The sequence below is a fragment of the Actinomadura craniellae genome, from assembly GCF_003289645.1.
GTDB classification, from domain to species: Bacteria; Actinomycetota; Actinomycetes; order Streptosporangiales; family Streptosporangiaceae; genus Actinomadura_D; species Actinomadura_D craniellae.
In genome coordinates, this window is record NZ_QLYX01000013.1 from 209,761 (window position 1) to 227,531 (window position 17,771).

Genomic DNA, 17,771 nt, shown 5'->3' on the forward strand with positions numbered 1-17,771 from the left:
GTCATGGAAACCTGCGCAGTCCTGTTACATCGGTCACAGCGATGCTCCGATGAGAGGTCATGTTGCCGCTCTTCCCGGCCGTGTGCAAGAGCCTCTGCATGCTCAAATGCACGTGCAAGTACGTTCCAATATCGGATGGATCATTGAAAACCCCTATGTCGTCGGGGTTTCAGGGCATTGCCCTTGCCTGGGAGGAAACCGCAGCGGAGGATGGCCGCATGGCCGCCGGGAACGATCAAGAGGTGGACGCGCCGTCGCCGGAGGGCGTCGTCACCGATGTCACGGGCACCACGGTCTGGCGGCTGCTGCTCCGCGGGCTCGGGGTCTTCCTGCCCGGCTGGCGGATGACGCCCGAGTCCGTGCGGGTGCCCCGGGGGCCCGGTTCGGTCGGCCTGCCGGCCTTCCTGACCCCGGAATCCGGCTTCGGGTTGCACCTGAGCGACCGCGGGCCGGTCCCCGCCCCCGATCGGGAGATCTACGTCCGGGGCCGGGAGGTCCAGTCCATCGGCGTCGTGCTGATGGGCTCGGCGTCCGCCATCGGCAGCCGGGTGGTGGACGCGGTGGAACTGCTCCGGTACGCCCGCCGGATCACCTTCGAGACGCTCTACGACGGGGCCGACGCCGCCTCGGCGACCCCGGCGGCCCAGGCGGCCCGCGCCGTCGAGAACGTCGTTCTTCTCGACCCCGCGGCGGAACTGGGGATCTGCGCCCAGTTCGACGCCCGCACCGGAGCGGCCGGCTGTCCGCTACTGGTCAGCTTCGACGACCGCGCCACCCGCACGGTCCGCGCCTACGCCGCCTCCTGAACCGAGGGGACCGGGTGTGCGCCGGCTCCTCAGGAGGAGGGGGCGGCGGGGGGAGCGGCGGCCCAGGCGGTGAGGTCCCAGACCTGGTGGCCGGGCAGGAGGCGGAGCCGGGCCACCGCGCCGGCCGGGTCCCACAGCAGCTCGTCGTCCTCCAGTTCGCGGCTCTGCGCGAGCGTCAGCACCGCGCAGACCAGTTCCTCGCGGGTCCGCGCCACGACCAGCGGGCCGAGCTGGACCGTGGCGCCGGAGCTCTCGTGCACCGCGCGCAGCAGCGCCTGGAGGGCGGCCTCGTCGGCGGGGACCTCGCGCGGCCCGCCGTGCGTGACGTCCATGCCGATGGAGATCAGCAGCGCGGCGATGCCGCCGCCCAGTTCCTCGGAGTTGCGGCCGGTGAGGAAGTAGCGCAGCCGGCCGCGCTCCTCGTCGGAGGTCCGGAAGCGGACGGTGAGCCGGTGCGCCTTGACGCAGCGCTCGTAGACGTCGGTGAGCACGTCGTGCAGCCGCGGGTCGCGGTTCCACAGCCGGCCGGACAGCATCGCGGGAGCCAGCCCGTTGCGCGAGACCGACATCGACTCGTCGAGCTCTCCCGTGGTGAACTCCAGCAGGTCGGAGACGACGTCCTCCACGTCCTCCAGGGTGCGGGTGAGGGCGCGCTGCAGTTCGAGGATCCGGTCGCCGTTGCGCTCCAGGTCGGTGATCCGTGACAGGGCGGCCTCGACCCGGCCGCCCGTCGCCGGGTTCTCGTCCGCGACCGGCGGGCCGGAGCGGACCGAGGTCTCCAGCTCGGCCAGCTTGCGCCGCAGCGCCGCCAGGGTCACCCGCTGGTTCTCCAGGTCGTGCAGCCGGTTGGCCTGCGCCTTGATGTAGGTGTCGTTCTGCCGCAGCAGCGTGGTGAGCTCGTCGATCTGCCCGGTGGTGGCGCGCAGCCGGGAGTCGATGCCCGGCAGGACCTCGCTCTTGACCCGGGCCAGCTCCGCCGTCAGCCGCTCGCCGACCGTGGTCAGGACGCCGTTCTGCTTGCTGACCTGGTCGTTGAGCTCCTCGATCCGGCGGACGAAGGCGGCGGCCTGCTGCTTGCTCTGCCGGCCGGCGTACAGCTCCATGACGCCGACGACGATGCACATCACGACCAGGACGAGGGTCATCGGGCTCCTCGCGATCCGGCGCGGTGACCGGGTTGAGCACGGTACGGGAGTTCTTTTGTACGCAGGCTTTCTAGATCGCGACGATAACCTACGAAAGTCGGTGGAGCGCCCCAACCGCGGTAGTGAAACCCTGTCTTTTCGGACACCCCCGAATCGGTGGCGGGTTCAATCCTCCAGCCAGACGTAACCCGCGAACCGCCCGGTGGTCCGCTCCCGCCGGTAGGAGTACAACTCGGGGCTCTCGATCGTGCAGCGCGCGTCGTGCCGGACGTCGGCGACGCCCGCGGCCGCGAGCTGGGCGGAGATGCCCGCCCGCAGGTCCAGCGCGGGGGTGCCGTGCGCGGTGGTCGAGCGGGCGGCGGGCATCGTGGCGGCGACCTCGTCGCACATCGCGGCGGGCACCTCGTAGCACCGGCCGCAGGCCAGCGGGCCGATGGCCGCGACCATCCGGCCCGGGTCGGCGCCGCGCCCGGCCATCGCCGCCACCAGCGCGGGCACCACCCCGGCGACCGTTCCGGCCCGCCCGGAGTGGGCGGCGCCGACCACCCCCGCCACGGGGTCGGCGAGCAGTACCGGTGCGCAGTCGGCGACCAGCACGCCGAGCCCGAGCCCCGGCCGGTCGGTGAAGACCGCGTCCAGCGGTGGCGGGTCGCCGTCGAACGGTTCGGTGACGTAGGCGACGCCGGTGCCGTGCACCTGCCGCATGTAGACGACCCGGTCCGGAGCCAGACCCAGTTCGGCGGCGGTCGCGGCCCGGTTGCGCCGTACCGCTTCGGGGTCGTCGCCGACCATGCCGCCGAGGTTGCGGCCGTCGTAGGGAGCCGCGCTCACCCCGCCCCGCCGGTCGGTGAAGACCCCCCGTACCCCCTCGGCGAGACGCATCGGCACTCCTCCCGTTCCCCTGCCGTCACCTGTGGCGAGACCGAATCTAACGGGCAGGTCAAGAGGGCCGGCACAGGGGGCGAAAATGTCAGTGTTCGAACGTATTATCGAAGTATGGCTAACGTCGTGACGTCCTCCAGCCGTACGCAGCCGAGCCTGACGCCCGCCGAGATCGCCGCCCTGGCGCTCTCCCTCGCCCACCTGGGCACCGGCCCGCAGGCCACCGTCGCCCGCCGGGCGATCCGCCACCTGATCGACGAGGTCCACCCGGCCGACGCCGTCATCGCCGACACCCTCTCCACCCTCACCGAGCCGCTGGACGGCACCACCGCCGACCGGGCCCGGGTGATCGCCGCCGCGATCACCGACCGCATGGTCGTCCGCCTGCACTACCGCGACGCGGGCGCCCGGACCACCGTGCGCGAGGTCGAGCCGGTCACCTGCCTGGTCCACGGCGACCACTGGTACCTGGTCGCCTGGTGCCGCCTGCGCAGCGGCGTCCGCGCCTTCCGCTTCGACCGGATCGCGGCCGTCGAGTCCACCACCGTCCCCGCCTCGCCGCACCGCGCCGACCACTACCTCCCCTGGCAGCGCGCCGCATGAACCGGGCGGGGCGGTGCCCCGCACCCCCCGAACCAGGAGGCCGGCCGGAGCGAGCGGGGACCGGCCGGCCTCCCTCCCCGGCGGCCCGTCCTCGACGCGGGCCCGCCCCGCCGCCCGGCGGCCGTGCCGACCCCCACGGCCGCCGGGCGGCACGCCCATGGGGCCGTCCGGCTCAAGAGAGGGTGCAGGTGATGGCGTCGGAGACGACCTGGGCGACGTCGCGGGTGCGGCGGTGGGCGGCGCGCTGAAGGTCGGCGCCGCTGCCCCGGCACAGCAGGGCGCAGAGCAGGTGTTCCACGGTGTTGAGGTCGCCGGCCGCGGCCAGGGCGGGGCGCACGTGGGCCAGGAGCGCCCGGACGACCCGGTGGGCGGGAACGGGGTGGTGGGTGACGGGGTGCAGGAGATCGCCGTGCAGGGCCGAGCGGCTGGCCCGCCAGGCGGCCAGGCGGAGCAGTTCGGTGCGGACCGGGTCGGGGGGCTCGCCCGCCCGCCACTGCCGGGCGGCGGTCTCCACCAGTGCCCGGACCAGGCCGGCGATCAGCACCGTGTCGTCGGCCCGCAGGCACACGTCGGCGATCCGCACCTCCACCGTGGGGTAGTGCCGGGACAGCCGGGCGTCGAAGTAGATCATCCCCTCGTCGAGCAGCACCCCCGAGCCGACCATGTCCTCGACCACCGCCCGGTAGCGCCGGAACGACCCGAACAGCCCGGTGGGCCCGGCGGACGGCCAGCGCACCCAGACCTGCTGCCGGAAGCTGGCGTACCCGGTGTCCCGGCTCTGCCAGAACGGGGAGTTGGCGCTGAGCGCCAGCAGCGGCGCCAGCCAGGACCGGATCCGGTCGAGCACACCGATGCCCTCGTCCGGCGACGACACCTCCACGTGCACATGGCAGCCACAGGTCAGCTGCTCGGCGGCGGTGCGGGCGTACGCCGCGGCCATCCGGCGGTACCGGACCGACGGGGTGAGGGAGGGCTGTACCCGCACCGGTGAGGTGGCCAGCGCGGCGACCTCGGCGCCGGTGCTCCGGGCGGCCCGGGAGGCCGCCAGCCGGGCGTCCCGGATCTGCTCGCCGAGGTCGGCCAGCGCATGGCACGGCCGGGTGGTCGTCTCCAGCTGCTCCCGCTGCAGCTCGGTTTCCAGGCGCTCCCCGGGGTGGGCGAACCGCAGCGCGGCGGGTGCCACCGCCCGGGGCTCACCGCGGTCCGGGTCGACCAGCAGCAGCTCCTCTTCCACCCCGAGGTTGCGCCCTCCCACGCCTGATGTCCTGCCCAATTTGCGACATATATGACAATTGCGGGCTGTCTATCGCTGTGCGGGCGGGGGGTCAGCGCTCGGCGACCTCCACGTAAGACCGCTCGGGGGGACCGACGTAGACCTGGCGGGGGCGTCCGATCTTGGTGGTGGAGTCGCTCATCATCTCGCGCCACTGGGCGATCCAGCCGGGCAGGCGGCCCAGCGCGAACAGCACGGTGAAGGCGTTGGTGGGGAAGCCCAGCGCCTTGTAGATCACCCCGGTGTAGAAGTCGACGTTGGGGTACAGCTTCCGCTCGACGAAGTAATCGTCGCTCAGCGCCACCTCCTCCAGGCGCATCGCCACGTCCAGCAGGGGGTCCGGCCTGCCCAGCCGGTCGAGCACCTTGCGGGTCGCCTGCTTGACCACCGTGGCCCGCGGGTCGTAGTTGCGGTAGACGCGGTGCCCGAAGCCCATCAGCTTCAGCCCGGGCTCCTTGGCCTTCACCCGGCGGACGAACGTGTCGACGTCGTCACCGCTGTCGTGGATGTTCTGGAGCATCTCCAGCACCGCCTGGTTGGCGCCGCCGTGCAGCGGGCCCCACAGCGCGTTCACCCCGGCCGAGATGGAAGAGAACAGGTTGGCCTGGCTGGACCCGACCAGCCGCACGGTCGAGGTCGAGCAGTTCTGCTCGTGGTCGGCGTGCAGGATGAACAGCATGTCGAGCACCCGGGCGATCTCGGGGTCGATCTCGTACGGCTGGGTGGGGACGCCGAACGTCATGCGCAGGAAGTTCTCGGTGTAGCCGAGCGAGTTGTCCGGGTACAGCAGCGGCTGCCCGATCGAGGTCTTGTACGCGTACGCCGCGATCGTGGGCAGTTTGGAGATCAACCGGATGCTCGAGATGTCGACCTGCTCGGGGTCGAACGGGTCCAGGGAGTCCTGGTAGAAGGTCGACAGCGCGCCGACCGCGGACGCCAGCACCGCCATCGGATGGGCGTCGCGCGGGAAGCCGGAGAAGAACGACTTGAAGTCCTCGTGCAGCATCGTGTGCTGGGAGACCTTCTCCCAGAAGGAGCCGAGCTGCTCGGCGGTCGGCAGCTCCCCGTAGATCAGCAGGTAGCAGACCTCGATGAACGACGAATGCTCGGCCAGCTCCTCGATCGGGTAACCGCGGTAGCGCAGGATCCCCGCGTCGCCGTCGATGTAGGTGATCGCGGAGGCGCACGAGGCGGTGTTGACGAAGCCCGGGTCGAGGGTGACGTACCCCGTCTCCTTGAGCAGGCTGCCGATGCCGAGACCGGCCGGTCCCTCCGACGCGGGGGTGACATCGAGGGGCAGTCGCCGGTCGGCGTGGTGAAGCTCGATGTCGGACATGGGGCCTCCCTGGTCTCCGCCCGCCCGGTCGGGGCCGGCGGACAAGATCGTGGTTGTGTGCCGTTCGATTTTCCCCTGTGCCGATTCGGCGGGCACCGGCGCCCCTCAGGTCTTCTTGACCTTCACGGGTACTCCACCTGGGGCGTCGGAGTTGGGCACCAGGTAGGAGACGGCCGCCTGCGCCAGCACGCCGATCAGCATGACCAGGATCTCCTTGCTGAACTCCCCGGCCGTGATCCAGCTGATCAGGAAGGCGGAGAACGCGGTGACGAACGCGGCCCACCACTTGCGGGTCGGCAGGAGGGACTTGACCGTGGTGACATCGCTCACAGGAGGGACCTCCGGGGGGACGGAAAAGGTAAGAACCGGTGTCAACATGTTCATACCTGCCGGAGGCCCGACGGTTACGGCGATCTGGACGCATCGTGGCGGAGTGGATCGCGCGGGACGAGCGATCCACTCCGCTCGCTTCAGGCGCGCTGCCCGGGCTTGAGCAGGACCTTGGTCCAGCCGCTCTCCCGCTTGTCGAACCGCTGGTAGGCGTCGGGGGCGAGATCGAGCGGCAGCCGGTGGGACACCACGAAGCTCGGCCGCGCCCGGCCGGCGACGATCAGGTCGCGCAGCTGCCGGTTGTAGGCCTTGACGTCGGCCTGGCCGGTGCCCATCCGCTGGCCCTTCTCGAAGAAACGGCCCATCTTGAACAGCAGTTCGCCGTGCCGGGCGGCCTCCGTCGGCCCGCCGGGGTCCGTCGGCACGTACAGCCCGACCACACCGAGCATTCCAGTCGCGCGGACGGCCTCCACCAGCGTGTTGAGCACCACCGCGGGCTGCTCTCCACCCTCGCGCACGGTCGCCTGGTAGCCGACCGCGTCGATGCCCTTGTCGGTGCCCTCTCCCTCGGTCTGGTCCTTGATCAGCTCGACGACGTCCCCACGGCCGAAGTCGAGGGGGACCGCACCGATGTGCTCGGCGAGCTTCAGCCGGTCGGGCACCCGGTCGATCACGAACACCCGTGCCGCACCCCGGATCATCGCCGAGTAGGCCGCCATCAGGCCGACCGGCCCGGCACCGAACACGCTCACCGTCTCACCGCGGCCGACCTGCGCCAGCTCCGTCGCGTGGTATCCGGTGGGGAAGATGTCGGCCAGGAGGGCGAAGTCGTCCTCGTGCTCGTCGCCCCTGGGCAACCGCAGGCAGTTGAAGTCCGCGAACGGCACCCGCAGGTACTCGGCCTGCCCGCCGCGGTAGGGGCCCATCGCCACGTAGCCGTACGCCCCGCCGGCGAAGCCCGGGTTCACGGTCAGGCAGAAGCCGGTGTGCCCGGCCGTGCAGTTCTTGCAGAAGCCGCAGGCCACGTTGAACGGCATGACGACCCGGTCGCCCTTCCGCACGCCGACGACCCCGGCACCGACCTCCTGCACGATCCCCAGGTTCTCGTGGCCGAACACGATGCCCGGCTCCGCGCCGGTCCGTCCCTCGTACATGTGCAGGTCCGACCCGCAGATCGCCGAGGAGGTGACCTTCACGATCGCATCGGTGGGCTGTTCGATCCGTGGGTCCTCGACCTGTTCCACGGCCACCGTGTAGGGCCCCTTGTAAACGACCGCTTTCACCGTGTCCCCCTTCCACGCCGAACGACGTCCGTGAATTGCCTACCCATCCAAATCGCCATAAATCGGACAAAAGTGTAGAAAGTTCTTACGGGGTGCCGGGGCGAATGGAGGCGAGGGCCAGCAGGGCGACGTGCAGGGAAGTGCAGGACTCGGGGGAGTCCAGGCCGACGCCGAGCACCCGCTCGACCCGGCGCAGCCGCTCGTAGAAGGCCGGGCGGGAGAGATGGGACCGCTGGGCGGCGAGCGCCTTGTTGCGCCCGGCGTCCAGGTAGCACCCCAGAGCGCGGACGAGGTCGGTACCGTGCCGGTCGTCGTACTCCAGCAGCGAGCCGAGCTCCCGCTCCACGAAGGTCTGCAGCCGGGCGTCGTCGCGCAGCAGGTGCAGCAGCCCGCGCAACCGCAGGTCGGGCAGCCGGTAGAAGGGCCGGTCGCCGGAGCCCCGGACGGCCACGTCGGCGACGTGCTCGGCCTCCAGGAACGAGCGGCGCACGTCCTGCACCGACTCGACCACCGACCCGGCCGCCACCACCGGGGCCGGGTCGCAGTGCTTGCGCAGCCGGCCCGCCAGCTCCACGAGCCCGCTCTCGGCCTCGGCCCGGGCGGGCAGCGAGACCAGCACGCCGACCCGGGCCTGGGGGGCGTCCTCGTCGAGCAGCCCGACCAGGGCCGACAGGCCGCCTTCCCGGCAGGCCGCAGAGGCGGCCTCGGCGAGCTCGGCGAGCGATCCGGACTCCACGCGGGACCGGAGGACCACGCCCATCAGCCGCCGCCCCGACAGCGGCACGCCCAGCGCCCGGGCCCGGGCGGCGGCCTCCCGCGGATCGGAGTAGGCGTGCGCGAGGATCCCCGCGATGATCGTGCCGTGCGCCCGGCGCTCCAGGCTCTCGGCGTGCCGGTCGAGCAGCCGCCCCAGCGCCAGGGTGGTCGCGGCGCGCTCGACCAGCACCACGTCGCGCGGTGCGGGGGCGCCCGCGCAGCGCAGGATCAGCCGCCCCCAGTCCTGGCCGCGCGCCCCGACGACGGTGACCAGCCAGCCGGACGTCGCGTCGTGGGCGGTGCGCCCGGCGGGCCGGACGGCCCGGGACCGGGTCTCCCAGCCGGTCAGCAGCGCGGTGGGGTCGGTGCCGGCCGCGTCGGCGGCGAGCACCTGGTGCGCGAGGTTCTCCAGCACCACCGGGTGTCCGCCGAGCACCGCCGTCTGGCGTACGACTTCGTCGGCCGATGCGCCCTCCACCGACAGCCGGGTGAAGATCTCGTGCAGCTGCTCGGAGGCGCGCAGCTCGGCCAGCTGGGCGTCGAGGATGTAAGCGTGCACCGACTCGGTGATGTCGATGAAGATCGTCTCGCGGGCCAGCACGACCACCGCCAGGCCGTGCTCCTCGGCCGCGGAGATCAGCGCGGGTGGGAGAGCGCCGGCCCAGCGCCGGCCCAGCTCGACCATGAGCCCGCTGGCGCCGACCGCGGCCAGGTCGGCGACGTAGTCGCGCAGTCGGGCCGGCTGCTCGGGCAGTGCGATGCCGGTCGTCAGCACCAGTTCGCCGCCGTGCAGCAGGTGCGCGATGTCGGTCACCTCGGCGCTGTGCACCCAGCGCACCCGGGCGCCGAGCCGGTCGTGGCCGGCGACCACACGTGGCTGCCCGCGGCGCACCGCGTCCAGTTCGAGCACTTCGGCCAGGGTGGGGAGCACTCCTTCATCATGTCACGCTTTGAAAGTAAAATATTACAGAGTGAAGGTTGCGATGCTCGACTCACCTTGAGGTGACAAAAAAGGCGTTGGGCAGAATAGTTGCTGTAACCGTACAAATCGTGCGATAAAGGTAAAGTCGCTCGTGGGATGGTGACGGATCGGTGCACGGCCGATGCCATCTGTGAATCTTCGCAGGCCCTGCTCTTCGCGGGTGCAGGAACCTTCTGCCAGCCGCAGGTTTCCGCCGTCGGTTTCCTGCGCCGGCGATCCGACAAACAATAGCCACGGGCGTTGACCCCATCTGTGTCATACGACACAATCGCATTACCTCCATTTAAACGAGGTGAATAGAAAAGGGTTTCTGTCGCAGGGAGCAGCGAAATGCCTGCTGACGATCACGCCGCCGAGGTCGCAGAGCTCAGGGAGTGCTACCCGAACTGGTCCATCTGGTTCGGGCTGTTCACCCGGCGCTGGTGGGCGCTCCCACCGCGAGAACGCGACATCGGCGACTTCGTAGAGGCCGAGACCCCCCAGCGCCTCGTCGCCCGCATCGAGATGATCCAGCGCGCCCCGATCCACCCAGATCCCTGGCCGGCGGACCCCCGGCACCCTTCGAACCTTCCTCCGTCTCGATGGGAGCCGGGCGGCGCAGACCGGCCGGGTACCGGCGGCCGCGTGGCCAGGCGGCATCACCAGGTGATCGCTGTCCCCCCCGCTTGACCGCATCCCGCCGGAGCCTCGGGGCCCCGGTCCGAGCAGAAGGCCGCACCACCAGCCTCTCCAGCGATCCCGTGAGTGGTGCGGCCGGCGGCACCCCTCTGCCCGGCCGGGGTCTCGTCGCATTTCCGGTGTTCTGCCGCGACTTCGACCGCTGAGAATATGCGCGACGGTAATATAAATGTTCCCCCGCTCGATATCTGTCGCAGACGTCGGTGCGCTGCCCCTCGCACCGCTCGGAGGGAAGTCCCACCGCGGTGCGCCCGGCGAATTGCTCGCGCCACTTCCGCAACAAAACCGAAAAGGAGCCGCCGGCCGGTTCGGGGCACCCGTCGGGCCGGCGCATGTGCGGTGCGCGGTACCCGGCGGCGGAGGTGCCGGTACGCTGCCACGGTCCGGGCCGCGCGCGGGAAGCGCATGGGATGTTCGTCCGCCGGAAGCGGAGCGGCGGCGGGACGGCCCGGGGGAACGGTTACTTCAGGAGCAGAATGAAGCAGCTTGGCGGGCGGAGCACGCTCGTGCGGTGGGCCGCCGCCGGAGCGGCGCTCGTCGCGGTCCTCGCCGTGGTCCTCGTCGCGTTCCGCGGCGAGGAGAAGCCCGTCGCCCCGGTGGGGATGACGCGCGCGATCGGTGCGAGCGAGGGAACGCTCAACCTGGTGGCGCTGCCCGGCTACGTCGAGAACGGTTCCAGCGACCCGCGGGTCGACTGGGTCACCCCGTTCGAAGAGCGCACCAAGTGCAAGGTGACCGTCAGGACGGCGCCCACCGTCGAGGATCTGGTCGACATGATGACCGACCCGGGGCGCCGCTACGACGGAGCGACGGTCCCGCCGGAGGCTGCCGGGCGGCTGATCGACGGCAAGCACGTGGCGCCGGTCAACCCCGACCTGGTCGGCGGCTACAAGGACCTCGAACCCCGGCTGCGCTCGCTGCTGCGGCGGGACGACACCGTCTACGGGGTCCCGTTCGCCTGGGGCGTCAACCTGCTGGTGTACGACCCGAAGGTCGTCCAGCCTGCCCCGACGAGCTGGGCGGCGGTGTTCGACCCGGCGCAGGCCGGCCGGTACGGCCGCCGGCTGATCGTCCGCGACACCCCGCTGACCCTCGGCGACGCGGCCCTCTACCTGAAGTCGCGCAACAAGAAGCTGAAGATCGACGACCCGTTCGCCCTCACCCCGGACCAGCTCGCGGCCGCCGGCCAGGTGCTGGCCCGGCAGCGGCCGCACGTGCAGAGCCACTGGCAGGATCCGGCGGACGCGGTCAGCGCCCTCGCCGGTGGCGCCGCGGTGCTCGGCCAGGGCTGGCCCTACCACGTCGACGTGCTGGGTCGGGCGGGCCGGTCGGTGGCCGCGGCGACCCCCAAGGAGGGGGTGACCGGCTGGCAGGACGCGTGGATGGTCGGCGCCCGGGCGCAGCACCCCAGCTGCATGTACCAGTGGCTCAAGTGGACGTCGTCGCCCGACGTCCAGCAGCAGGTGGCCGAGTGGACCGGGGTGGCGCCGGCCAACCCCGAGGCGTGCGCTCGCGACCGGCTGCGGGCCGAGTTCTGCAACGCCTACCACGTCGGCGACCGGTCCTACATCGGCAAGGTGGTGTTCGCCCGGACCCCGGCACGGGACTGCGGCGAGGACGGCGGGAGCGGGTGCGCCGGCTATGCGGAATGGACGCAGGCGTGGCGGAAGGCCGTCAACCCGACGCCCTCCTGAACCCGGAGGACCTCTCCCCGGCGCGCCCGACCGCCCCCGTCGGGCGCGCCTTCAGGGCGGGCGCTGGCCGGCTCGCCGCTCCGCGAGCGGAGCGGGCCGGCCCGGCGCCCGACGGGCGTCCCGGGCCTCCCCCCGATGGCCCAGGACACCCCTCCTCGGTGGAGAGATCAGCGGTCGGTGACCGCTCCCGCCGGCGGCACCGGTCTGTGTACCAGTGCTCCGGCGGCCGTGGCCGGCTCCAGGCCCGGCGGGCCCGGCAGGGCGGGTGCGCCATCGGCGCACGCGAACACCCTGAGATCGCTCACCTCACCCGGTCGGAGTCGACTCCACGTGATTCCTTTATAGGCGGAGTCAGGTGTGGTCGCGCTCAGTGATGGTGCAAAGCACGGCAAAACCTCTGTCTTGTGGTGATCTTGCTCAAGGTTCGGTCACGCTGCGCAGCGGACGGGGCGGCACGTTCCACGCGGACGGGCCGCACTACCGTATCCGCATGAGCGTGCACCCCTTCTGGCTGGCCGGACGGCCCGCGACCGGCGACGAGACGATCACGGTGACCCACCCGTACGACGGCCGGGTCGTCGGGACGGCGGCGGTGGCCACCCCGGCCCAGGTGGCGGAGGCGGTGGCCGCGGCCCACGCCGTGCGGGCCGAGGCGGCGGCGCTGCCCCTGCACGTCCGGGCCGAGGCGCTGGCCCAGGTCTCCCGGCGGCTGGCCGAGCGCGCCGAGGAGATCGCCCGGCTGATCACCGGCGAGAACGGCAAGCCGCTGCTGTGGGCGCGCGGCGAGGTGGCCCGCGCGGTCTCCACCTTCCGGTTTGCGGCTGAAGAGACCCGGCGCTGGAGCGGGGAGACGCAGCGGCTGGACACCGAGCCGGCGGCGGCGGGCCGGCTGGCCTATGTCTCCCGGGTGCCGCGCGGGCCGGTGCTGGCGATCACGCCGTTCAACTTCCCGCTCAACCTGACCGCGCACAAGGTCGCCCCGGCGATCGCGGTGGGCGCCCCGGTGGTGGTCAAGCCCGCTCCGGCGACCCCGCTGTCGGCGCTGCTGCTGGGCGAGCTGCTGGCCGAGACGGACCTGCCCGCCGGGATGTTCTCGGTGCTCCCGGTGCCCAACGACCGGGCCGCCGCGCTGACCGAGGACCCCCGGCTGCCGGTGGTGTCGTTCACCGGGTCCGGCCCGGTGGGCTGGATGATCCGGGACGCCGTGCCGCGCAAGCACGTCACGCTGGAACTCGGCGGCAACGCGGCGGTGGTGGTCTGCGCCGACGCCGACCTCGACCGGGCGGCCGGGCGGATCGCGTTGTTCTCCAACTACCAGGCCGGGCAGAGCTGCATCGCCGTCCAGCGGGTGTACGTGGAGCGCGCCGGCTACGAGACCTTCCTGCCGAAGCTGGTCGGCGCCGTCGAGGCGCTGGTCACCGGCGACCCGTGGGACGAGACGACGCAGGTCGGCCCGATGATCAGCGAGGACGCGGCCGAGCGGGTGGCGGCCTGGGTGAAGGAGGCGGTGGCCGGGGGAGCGACGGTCCGCACCGGAGGCACCCGGGACGGCGCGACCTTCGCCCCGACCGTCCTGACCGAGGTGCCCGAGGGAGCCCTGGTGGAGTGCGAGGAGGTCTTCGGCCCGGTCATGATCGTCTCGCCGGTCGACGGGCTCGACGACGCGTTCGGCCGGGTCAACGCCTCCCGGTACGGCCTGCAGGCGGGCGTGTTCACCCGCTCGCTCGACGTGGCGTTCCGGGCCAACCGGGAACTGGAGGTGGGCGGTGTCGTGATCGGCGACGTCCCCTCCTACCGCGCCGACCAGATGCCCTATGGCGGGGTCAAGGAGTCGGGCGTGGGCCGGGAGGGGCTGCGCTCGGCGATGTTCGACTTCACCGCCGAGAAGGTGCTGATTCTCACCGACCTGCCACTGTGAGGCGTGTCGGTCAGGACCGGACCGGCCACAGGTGCTTTTCGAAGCAGAGGCTCAGCGGCGAGCCGACGTAGCGGCCGTAGGCGGGGACCCGGGTGTAGCCGGCCGACTGGTACAGCCCGATCGACTCGGGCTGGAGGTCGCCGGTCTCCAGCCGTAGCCGCCGCACTTCCCGCTCCCGGGCCAGGTCCTCCACCCTGGCCAGCAGCAGCCGGGAGATCCCCTGGCCGCGGTGGATGGGCCGGACGTACATGCGGGTGACCTCGGCCATGCGCGGCCCGAGCGGAAGCAGGCCCGCGCAGCCGACCGGCTCGCGACCGATCCGGGCGACCAGGAAGGTGGCCTCCGGGTCGATCCCTTGCGGTGCCTCGTCGGTGCCCGCGTAGCGCTCTTCCAGTTCCGTCTGCTGCTCGGCGCACAGCGCCACCACGGCCGGGTCGTAGTACGAAGCGGGGCTGACCTCGATGGACACGCTGATCTGCTTCACGCTTCGACGTTACGTCGGCGGTGTTAGAGCGATGTTAATGAGGCGTGTCCGTTAAGCACGCTGGGCTCGCAGGTAAAGGCGGCGGGCGATGAGGCCGAACCGGGGTGCGTACATCGTCCGGGAGTCGCCGGCGTACTTGAAGCTGCTGATCGAGACGAGCAGGCCCGTTCCGGTGGCGGAGTCGAACCGGGTCAGCCACGGCCCGCCGCTGGCCCCCCGGGTCATGTCGCACGCCAGCCCCTGGCCGCCGGCGGAGCTGTGCGGGTCGCGGCGGGTCCGGCCCGCGCAGTAGGCGAGCCGCTCGCCGTCGTAGCGCCCCACCGCCGGGTAGCCGAAGACGTGGACGCGTCGCTCCCGGCGCCAGCCGAACACGATCCGCGGGGCGCCGACGGCGTCGGTCACGTGCCGGCCGTCGGCGGGGGCCAGCGCCACCATGGCGACGTCGAAGTTGTCGTCGGCGCGGTGCGACCACCGGCCGGACACGAACATCCGCCGCGCAGTGAAGCCCCCATACGGGCCGCCGCCGTCCTGGTAGCCCGGCACGAAGATCCAGTTTTCGGCCCAGGCTCCGGTGCCGTCCTTGACGCAGTGCCCCGCGGTGACGACCACGTCGCGGTTGGCGCTGCGCACCGTGCTGCCCGAGCAGATCTGGTCGCGTCCGCCGAGGGTGAAGAACACCTTGCCGGTGCTGCGGCTGACCGTGCCGGCGCCCGCGTAGAGGGCGCCGCTGCTCTGCCGGGACATCACCCGGCGTTCGGCGGGCGCGGGGTGGGCCGCGCGGAGCATGCGGTCGGGGGTCCAGTAGCCGAGCACCCGCCGCTCCAGTTCGGCGCTCATCGGCACCCGGCGCTCGACCACGTCCCGGCCGCCGCCGGGCCACATCGCGCCGACCGGGCCGGCGAGACCCACCAGGAGGGGGAGGAGGAGAACGCTGTAGCCGAGCCTGTCCATGGCCGCCAGTGTCCAACACGCTGGGTGAATGTGCGACCACTTCACGTCAAGTCGCCCTGGTCGCCGCCGAACTCGCCGGGCCCAGGCCGGACGACCTCCCGCAGCCGCCACAATGGGCGCATGACCGATGAGACCCCTCCCGGCCGGGCCGCTGGCCGTGCCGCTCGCCGTGACGTCGTCGTGCTCGGCTCCACCGGCTCGATCGGCACCCAGGCGCTCGACGTCATCCGCCGCAACCCGGAGCGGTTCCGGGTGGTCGGGCTGGCCGCCGGAGGCGGCCGGGTCGACCTGCTGGCCGAGCAGGCGCTGGAGTTCCGGCCGGAGGTGGTCGCGGTGGCCCGCGCCTCCGCCGTCCAGGACCTGCAACTGGCCTTCTACGCCGAGGCGCAGCGGCGCGGCTACGCCTCGGGCGACTACCCGATCCCCAAGATCGCCGCCGGGCCGGACGCCGTCGCGGAGGCCGCCGCGTGGCCCTGCGACGTGGTGCTCAACGGCGTCACCGGGGCGCTCGGCCTGTCGTCCACGCTGGCCGCGCTGGACGCCGGCCGGACTTTGGCGCTGGCCAACAAGGAGTCGCTGATCGTCGGCGGGCCGCTGGTCAAGGAGCGGGCCCGGCCCGGCCAGATCGTGCCGGTCGACTCCGAGCACTCGGCGCTGGCCCAGTGCCTGCGCGGCGGGACGGAGCGGGAGGTGCGCCGGCTGGTGCTCACCGCCAGCGGCGGGCCGTTCCGCGGCCGGACGAGGGCGGAGTTGGCCGACGTCACGCCCGAGCAGGCGATGGCCCACCCCACCTGGGACATGGGGCCGGTCATCACGATCAACTCGGCCACCCTGGTGAACAAGGGGCTGGAGGTCATCGAGGCCCACCTGCTGTTCGACATCCCCTTCGACCGGATCGGGGTGATGGTGCACCCGCAGTCGGTGATCCACTCGATGGTGGAGTTCGTGGACGGCTCGACGCTCGCCCAGGCGAGCCCGCCCGACATGCGGCTGCCGATCGCGCTCGGCCTGACCTGGCCCGAGCGGGTGCCGGACGCGGCGCCGGGCGTCGACTGGACGCGGGCGCACACCTGGGAGCTGACCCCCCTGGACGACGAGGCGTTCCCGGCGGTGGCGCTGGCCCGGCACGTGGGCGGGCTGGGCGGCACCGCGCCCGCGGTCTACAACGCGGCCAACGAGGAGTGCGTCGAGGCCTTCCGGCAGGGCCGGCTGCCTTTCCCGGGTATCGTCGAGACCGTTGCCCAGGTCGTCGCGGACCACGACGTCGATTCCGCGCCGACCCTCGAAGGTGTGCTGGCCGCGGACGCGTGGGCCCGTGGCCGGGCTCGTGAGCTCAGCTGAAGAATTCACGCCCGGAAACAGTAGATATCGGATAACAGTCCAGACACTTCCGGCACCTAGGCTTGGGGCCGCACCACCGGCCCCCGCCCCCCCCACAGCGAGAGAGAGCGATGAGCGTTCAACTAGGAATGCCCGGGGTCCGCGGTCAGGACGGCCCGGCCAGGCTCGCCGAGCGGCGCCGGTCCCGGCAGATCATGGTCGGATCGGTGCCGGTGGGCGGCGACGCCCCGGTGTCGGTGCAGTCCATGACCACCACGGTCACCGCGGACGTCAACTCCACCCTCCAGCAGATCGCGCAGCTGACCGCGGCCGGCTGCCAGATCGTCCGGGTGGCGGTGCCCTCCCAGGACGACGCCGAGGCGCTGCCGCAGATCGCCCGCAAGTCCTCGATCCCGGTGATCGCCGACATCCACTTCCAGCCCAAGTACGTGTTCGCCGCGATCGAGGCCGGCTGCGCGGCGGTCCGGGTGAACCCGGGCAACATCAAGAAGTTCGACGACAAGGTCGGTGAGATCGCCCGGGCCGCCAAGGACGCCGGCACCCCCATCCGGATCGGCGTCAACGCCGGGTCGCTGGACAAGCGCCTGCTGGAGAAGTACGGCAAGCCCACGCCCGAGGCGCTGGTGGAGTCCGCGCTGTGGGAGTGCTCGCTGTTCGAGGAGCACGACTTCCGCGACATCAAGATCTCGGTCAAGCACCACGACCCGGTCGTGATGATCCAGGCCTACCGGCTGCTGGCCCAGCGGTGCGACTACCCGCTGCACCTGGGCGTGACCGAGGCGGGCCCGGCCTTCCAGGGCACGATCAAGTCGGCCGTGGCCTTCGGTTCCCTGCTGGCCGAGGGCATCGGCGACACGATCCGGGTGTCGCTGTCGGCGCCTCCGGTCGAGGAGGTCAAGGTCGGCATCCAGATCCTGGAGTCGCTGAACCTGCGGCAGCGCGGCCTGGAGATCGTCTCCTGCCCGTCCTGCGGCCGGGCCCAGGTTGACGTCTACACCCTCGCCGAGGAGGTCACCGCGGGCCTGCAGGGCTTCCCGGTGCCGCTGCGGGTGGCCGTGATGGGCTGCGTCGTCAACGGCCCCGGTGAGGCCCGTGAGGCCGACCTCGGGGTGGCCTCCGGCAACGGCAAGGGCCAGATCTTCGTCAAGGGCGAGGTCATCAAGACCGTCCCCGAGTCCCAGATCGTCGAGACCCTGATCGAGGAGGCCATGCGCATCGCCGAGGAGATGGGCATCGAGGTCTCCGAGGACGGTCCCGGCGCCGAGGTGGTCGTCGGCTGATCTCGATGCGATGAGCGATCGTTCGCGGA

General features: G+C 71.9%; 16 protein-coding genes. 7 read left to right on the top strand and 9 right to left on the bottom strand.

Features of this window, described 5'->3' with window-relative positions; genetic code table 11:
* Positions 1–218 precede the first annotated feature (218 nt).
* Complete coding sequence (locus DPM19_RS25560) at positions 219–806, top strand: hypothetical protein (RefSeq protein ID WP_111870557.1); 588 nt, start codon at positions 219–221, stop codon at positions 804–806.
* 29 nt (positions 807–835) lie between these two features.
* Here DPM19_RS25560 and DPM19_RS35420 read toward each other — a convergent pair whose 3' ends face one another.
* Positions 836–1,951, bottom strand: coding sequence for a hypothetical protein (locus DPM19_RS35420; RefSeq protein ID WP_158566889.1), 1,116 nt, complete (start codon positions 1,949–1,951; stop codon positions 836–838).
* A 165-nt stretch (positions 1,952–2,116) separates the two neighbouring features.
* The gene (gene pgeF, locus DPM19_RS25565) at positions 2,117–2,833 is read right to left on the bottom strand and encodes a peptidoglycan editing factor PgeF (RefSeq protein ID WP_111870558.1); all 717 of its coding nucleotides are present in this window, start codon (positions 2,831–2,833) and stop codon (positions 2,117–2,119) included.
* Positions 2,834–2,947: 114 nt separating this feature from the next.
* Here pgeF and DPM19_RS25570 point away from each other — a divergent pair, with 114 nt between their 5' ends.
* Positions 2,948–3,436 carry a helix-turn-helix transcriptional regulator gene (locus DPM19_RS25570; protein WP_111870559.1) on the top strand — a complete coding sequence of 163 codons (489 nt, stop codon included), beginning with the start codon at positions 2,948–2,950 and terminating at the stop codon, positions 3,434–3,436.
* A 172-nt stretch (positions 3,437–3,608) separates the two neighbouring features.
* Here DPM19_RS25570 and DPM19_RS25575 read toward each other — a convergent pair whose 3' ends face one another.
* The 5 genes from DPM19_RS25575 to DPM19_RS25595 form a co-directional block, all read right to left on the bottom strand.
* Positions 3,609–4,691: a glutamate--cysteine ligase gene (locus DPM19_RS25575; RefSeq protein WP_199485277.1), complete on the bottom strand. Its 1,083-nt coding sequence runs from the start codon at positions 4,689–4,691 to the stop codon at positions 3,609–3,611.
* Positions 4,692–4,761: 70 nt separating this feature from the next.
* Positions 4,762–6,045 (bottom strand): citrate synthase, encoded by a 1,284-nt coding sequence (locus DPM19_RS25580; protein ID WP_111870560.1) that lies wholly within the window; start codon positions 6,043–6,045, stop codon positions 4,762–4,764.
* Between the two features lie 105 nt (positions 6,046–6,150).
* Positions 6,151–6,375 carry a hypothetical protein gene (locus DPM19_RS25585; protein ID WP_111870561.1) on the bottom strand — a complete coding sequence of 75 codons (225 nt, stop codon included), beginning with the start codon at positions 6,373–6,375 and terminating at the stop codon, positions 6,151–6,153.
* A 140-nt stretch (positions 6,376–6,515) separates the two neighbouring features.
* Positions 6,516–7,658: a glutathione-independent formaldehyde dehydrogenase gene (locus DPM19_RS25590; RefSeq protein WP_111870562.1), complete on the bottom strand. Its 1,143-nt coding sequence runs from the start codon at positions 7,656–7,658 to the stop codon at positions 6,516–6,518.
* A gap of 85 nt (positions 7,659–7,743) precedes the next feature.
* Entirely contained in the window at positions 7,744–9,345 is a 1,602-nt protein-coding gene (locus DPM19_RS25595; protein ID WP_111870563.1) for a PucR family transcriptional regulator, read from the bottom strand.
* A gap of 381 nt (positions 9,346–9,726) precedes the next feature.
* On the opposite strand from DPM19_RS25595, the gene DPM19_RS25600 reads away from it, so the two are divergent.
* From DPM19_RS25600 to DPM19_RS25610, 3 genes are all read left to right on the top strand, one after another.
* Positions 9,727–10,065 (top strand): hypothetical protein, encoded by a 339-nt coding sequence (locus DPM19_RS25600; protein ID WP_233510749.1) that lies wholly within the window; start codon positions 9,727–9,729, stop codon positions 10,063–10,065.
* Positions 10,066–10,550: 485 nt separating this feature from the next.
* Entirely contained in the window at positions 10,551–11,768 is a 1,218-nt protein-coding gene (locus tag DPM19_RS25605; RefSeq protein WP_111870564.1) for an ABC transporter substrate-binding protein, read from the top strand.
* A 490-nt stretch (positions 11,769–12,258) separates the two neighbouring features.
* Positions 12,259–13,686, top strand: coding sequence for an aldehyde dehydrogenase family protein (locus DPM19_RS25610; RefSeq protein ID WP_111870565.1), 1,428 nt, complete (start codon positions 12,259–12,261; stop codon positions 13,684–13,686).
* A gap of 10 nt (positions 13,687–13,696) precedes the next feature.
* On the opposite strand, the gene DPM19_RS25615 is transcribed toward DPM19_RS25610, so the two are convergent.
* Together DPM19_RS25615 and DPM19_RS25620 are read right to left on the bottom strand one after the other, a co-directional pair.
* Positions 13,697–14,170 carry a GNAT family N-acetyltransferase gene (locus DPM19_RS25615; protein ID WP_233510750.1) on the bottom strand — a complete coding sequence of 158 codons (474 nt, stop codon included), beginning with the start codon at positions 14,168–14,170 and terminating at the stop codon, positions 13,697–13,699.
* Between the two features lie 51 nt (positions 14,171–14,221).
* Positions 14,222–15,121: a trypsin-like serine peptidase gene (locus DPM19_RS25620; protein WP_233510751.1), complete on the bottom strand. Its 900-nt coding sequence runs from the start codon at positions 15,119–15,121 to the stop codon at positions 14,222–14,224.
* Positions 15,122–15,241: 120 nt separating this feature from the next.
* Between DPM19_RS25620 and dxr the strand changes: the two genes are divergently transcribed.
* Both dxr and ispG read left to right on the top strand, forming a co-directional pair.
* On the top strand, positions 15,242–16,462 hold the full coding sequence (gene dxr, locus DPM19_RS25625; RefSeq protein ID WP_111870566.1) for a 1-deoxy-D-xylulose-5-phosphate reductoisomerase: 1,221 nt from the start codon (positions 15,242–15,244) through the stop codon (positions 16,460–16,462).
* A 110-nt stretch (positions 16,463–16,572) separates the two neighbouring features.
* On the top strand, positions 16,573–17,742 hold the full coding sequence (ispG, locus tag DPM19_RS25630) for a flavodoxin-dependent (E)-4-hydroxy-3-methylbut-2-enyl-diphosphate synthase (protein WP_111870567.1): 1,170 nt from the start codon (positions 16,573–16,575) through the stop codon (positions 17,740–17,742).
* Positions 17,743–17,771: the final 29 nt, after the last annotated feature.

Coding starts and splice junctions, on each gene's coding strand:
- dxr (WP_111870566.1), top strand. CDS start 15,242: ATGACCGATGAGACCCCTCCCGGCCGGGCCGCTGGCCGTGCCGCTCGC.
- DPM19_RS25570 (WP_111870559.1), top strand. CDS start 2,948: ATGGCTAACGTCGTGACGTCCTCCAGCCGTACGCAGCCGAGCCTGACG.
- DPM19_RS25605 (WP_111870564.1), top strand. CDS start 10,551: ATGAAGCAGCTTGGCGGGCGGAGCACGCTCGTGCGGTGGGCCGCCGCC.
- pgeF (WP_111870558.1), bottom strand. CDS start 2,833: ATGCGTCTCGCCGAGGGGGTACGGGGGGTCTTCACCGACCGGCGGGGC.
- DPM19_RS25580 (WP_111870560.1), bottom strand. CDS start 6,045: ATGTCCGACATCGAGCTTCACCACGCCGACCGGCGACTGCCCCTCGAT.
- DPM19_RS25610 (WP_111870565.1), top strand. CDS start 12,259: ATGAGCGTGCACCCCTTCTGGCTGGCCGGACGGCCCGCGACCGGCGAC.
- ispG (WP_111870567.1), top strand. CDS start 16,573: ATGAGCGTTCAACTAGGAATGCCCGGGGTCCGCGGTCAGGACGGCCCG.
- DPM19_RS35420 (WP_158566889.1), bottom strand. CDS start 1,951: ATGACCCTCGTCCTGGTCGTGATGTGCATCGTCGTCGGCGTCATGGAG.
- DPM19_RS25600 (WP_233510749.1), top strand. CDS start 9,727: ATGCCTGCTGACGATCACGCCGCCGAGGTCGCAGAGCTCAGGGAGTGC.
- DPM19_RS25620 (WP_233510751.1), bottom strand. CDS start 15,121: ATGGACAGGCTCGGCTACAGCGTTCTCCTCCTCCCCCTCCTGGTGGGT.
- DPM19_RS25560 (WP_111870557.1), top strand. CDS start 219: ATGGCCGCCGGGAACGATCAAGAGGTGGACGCGCCGTCGCCGGAGGGC.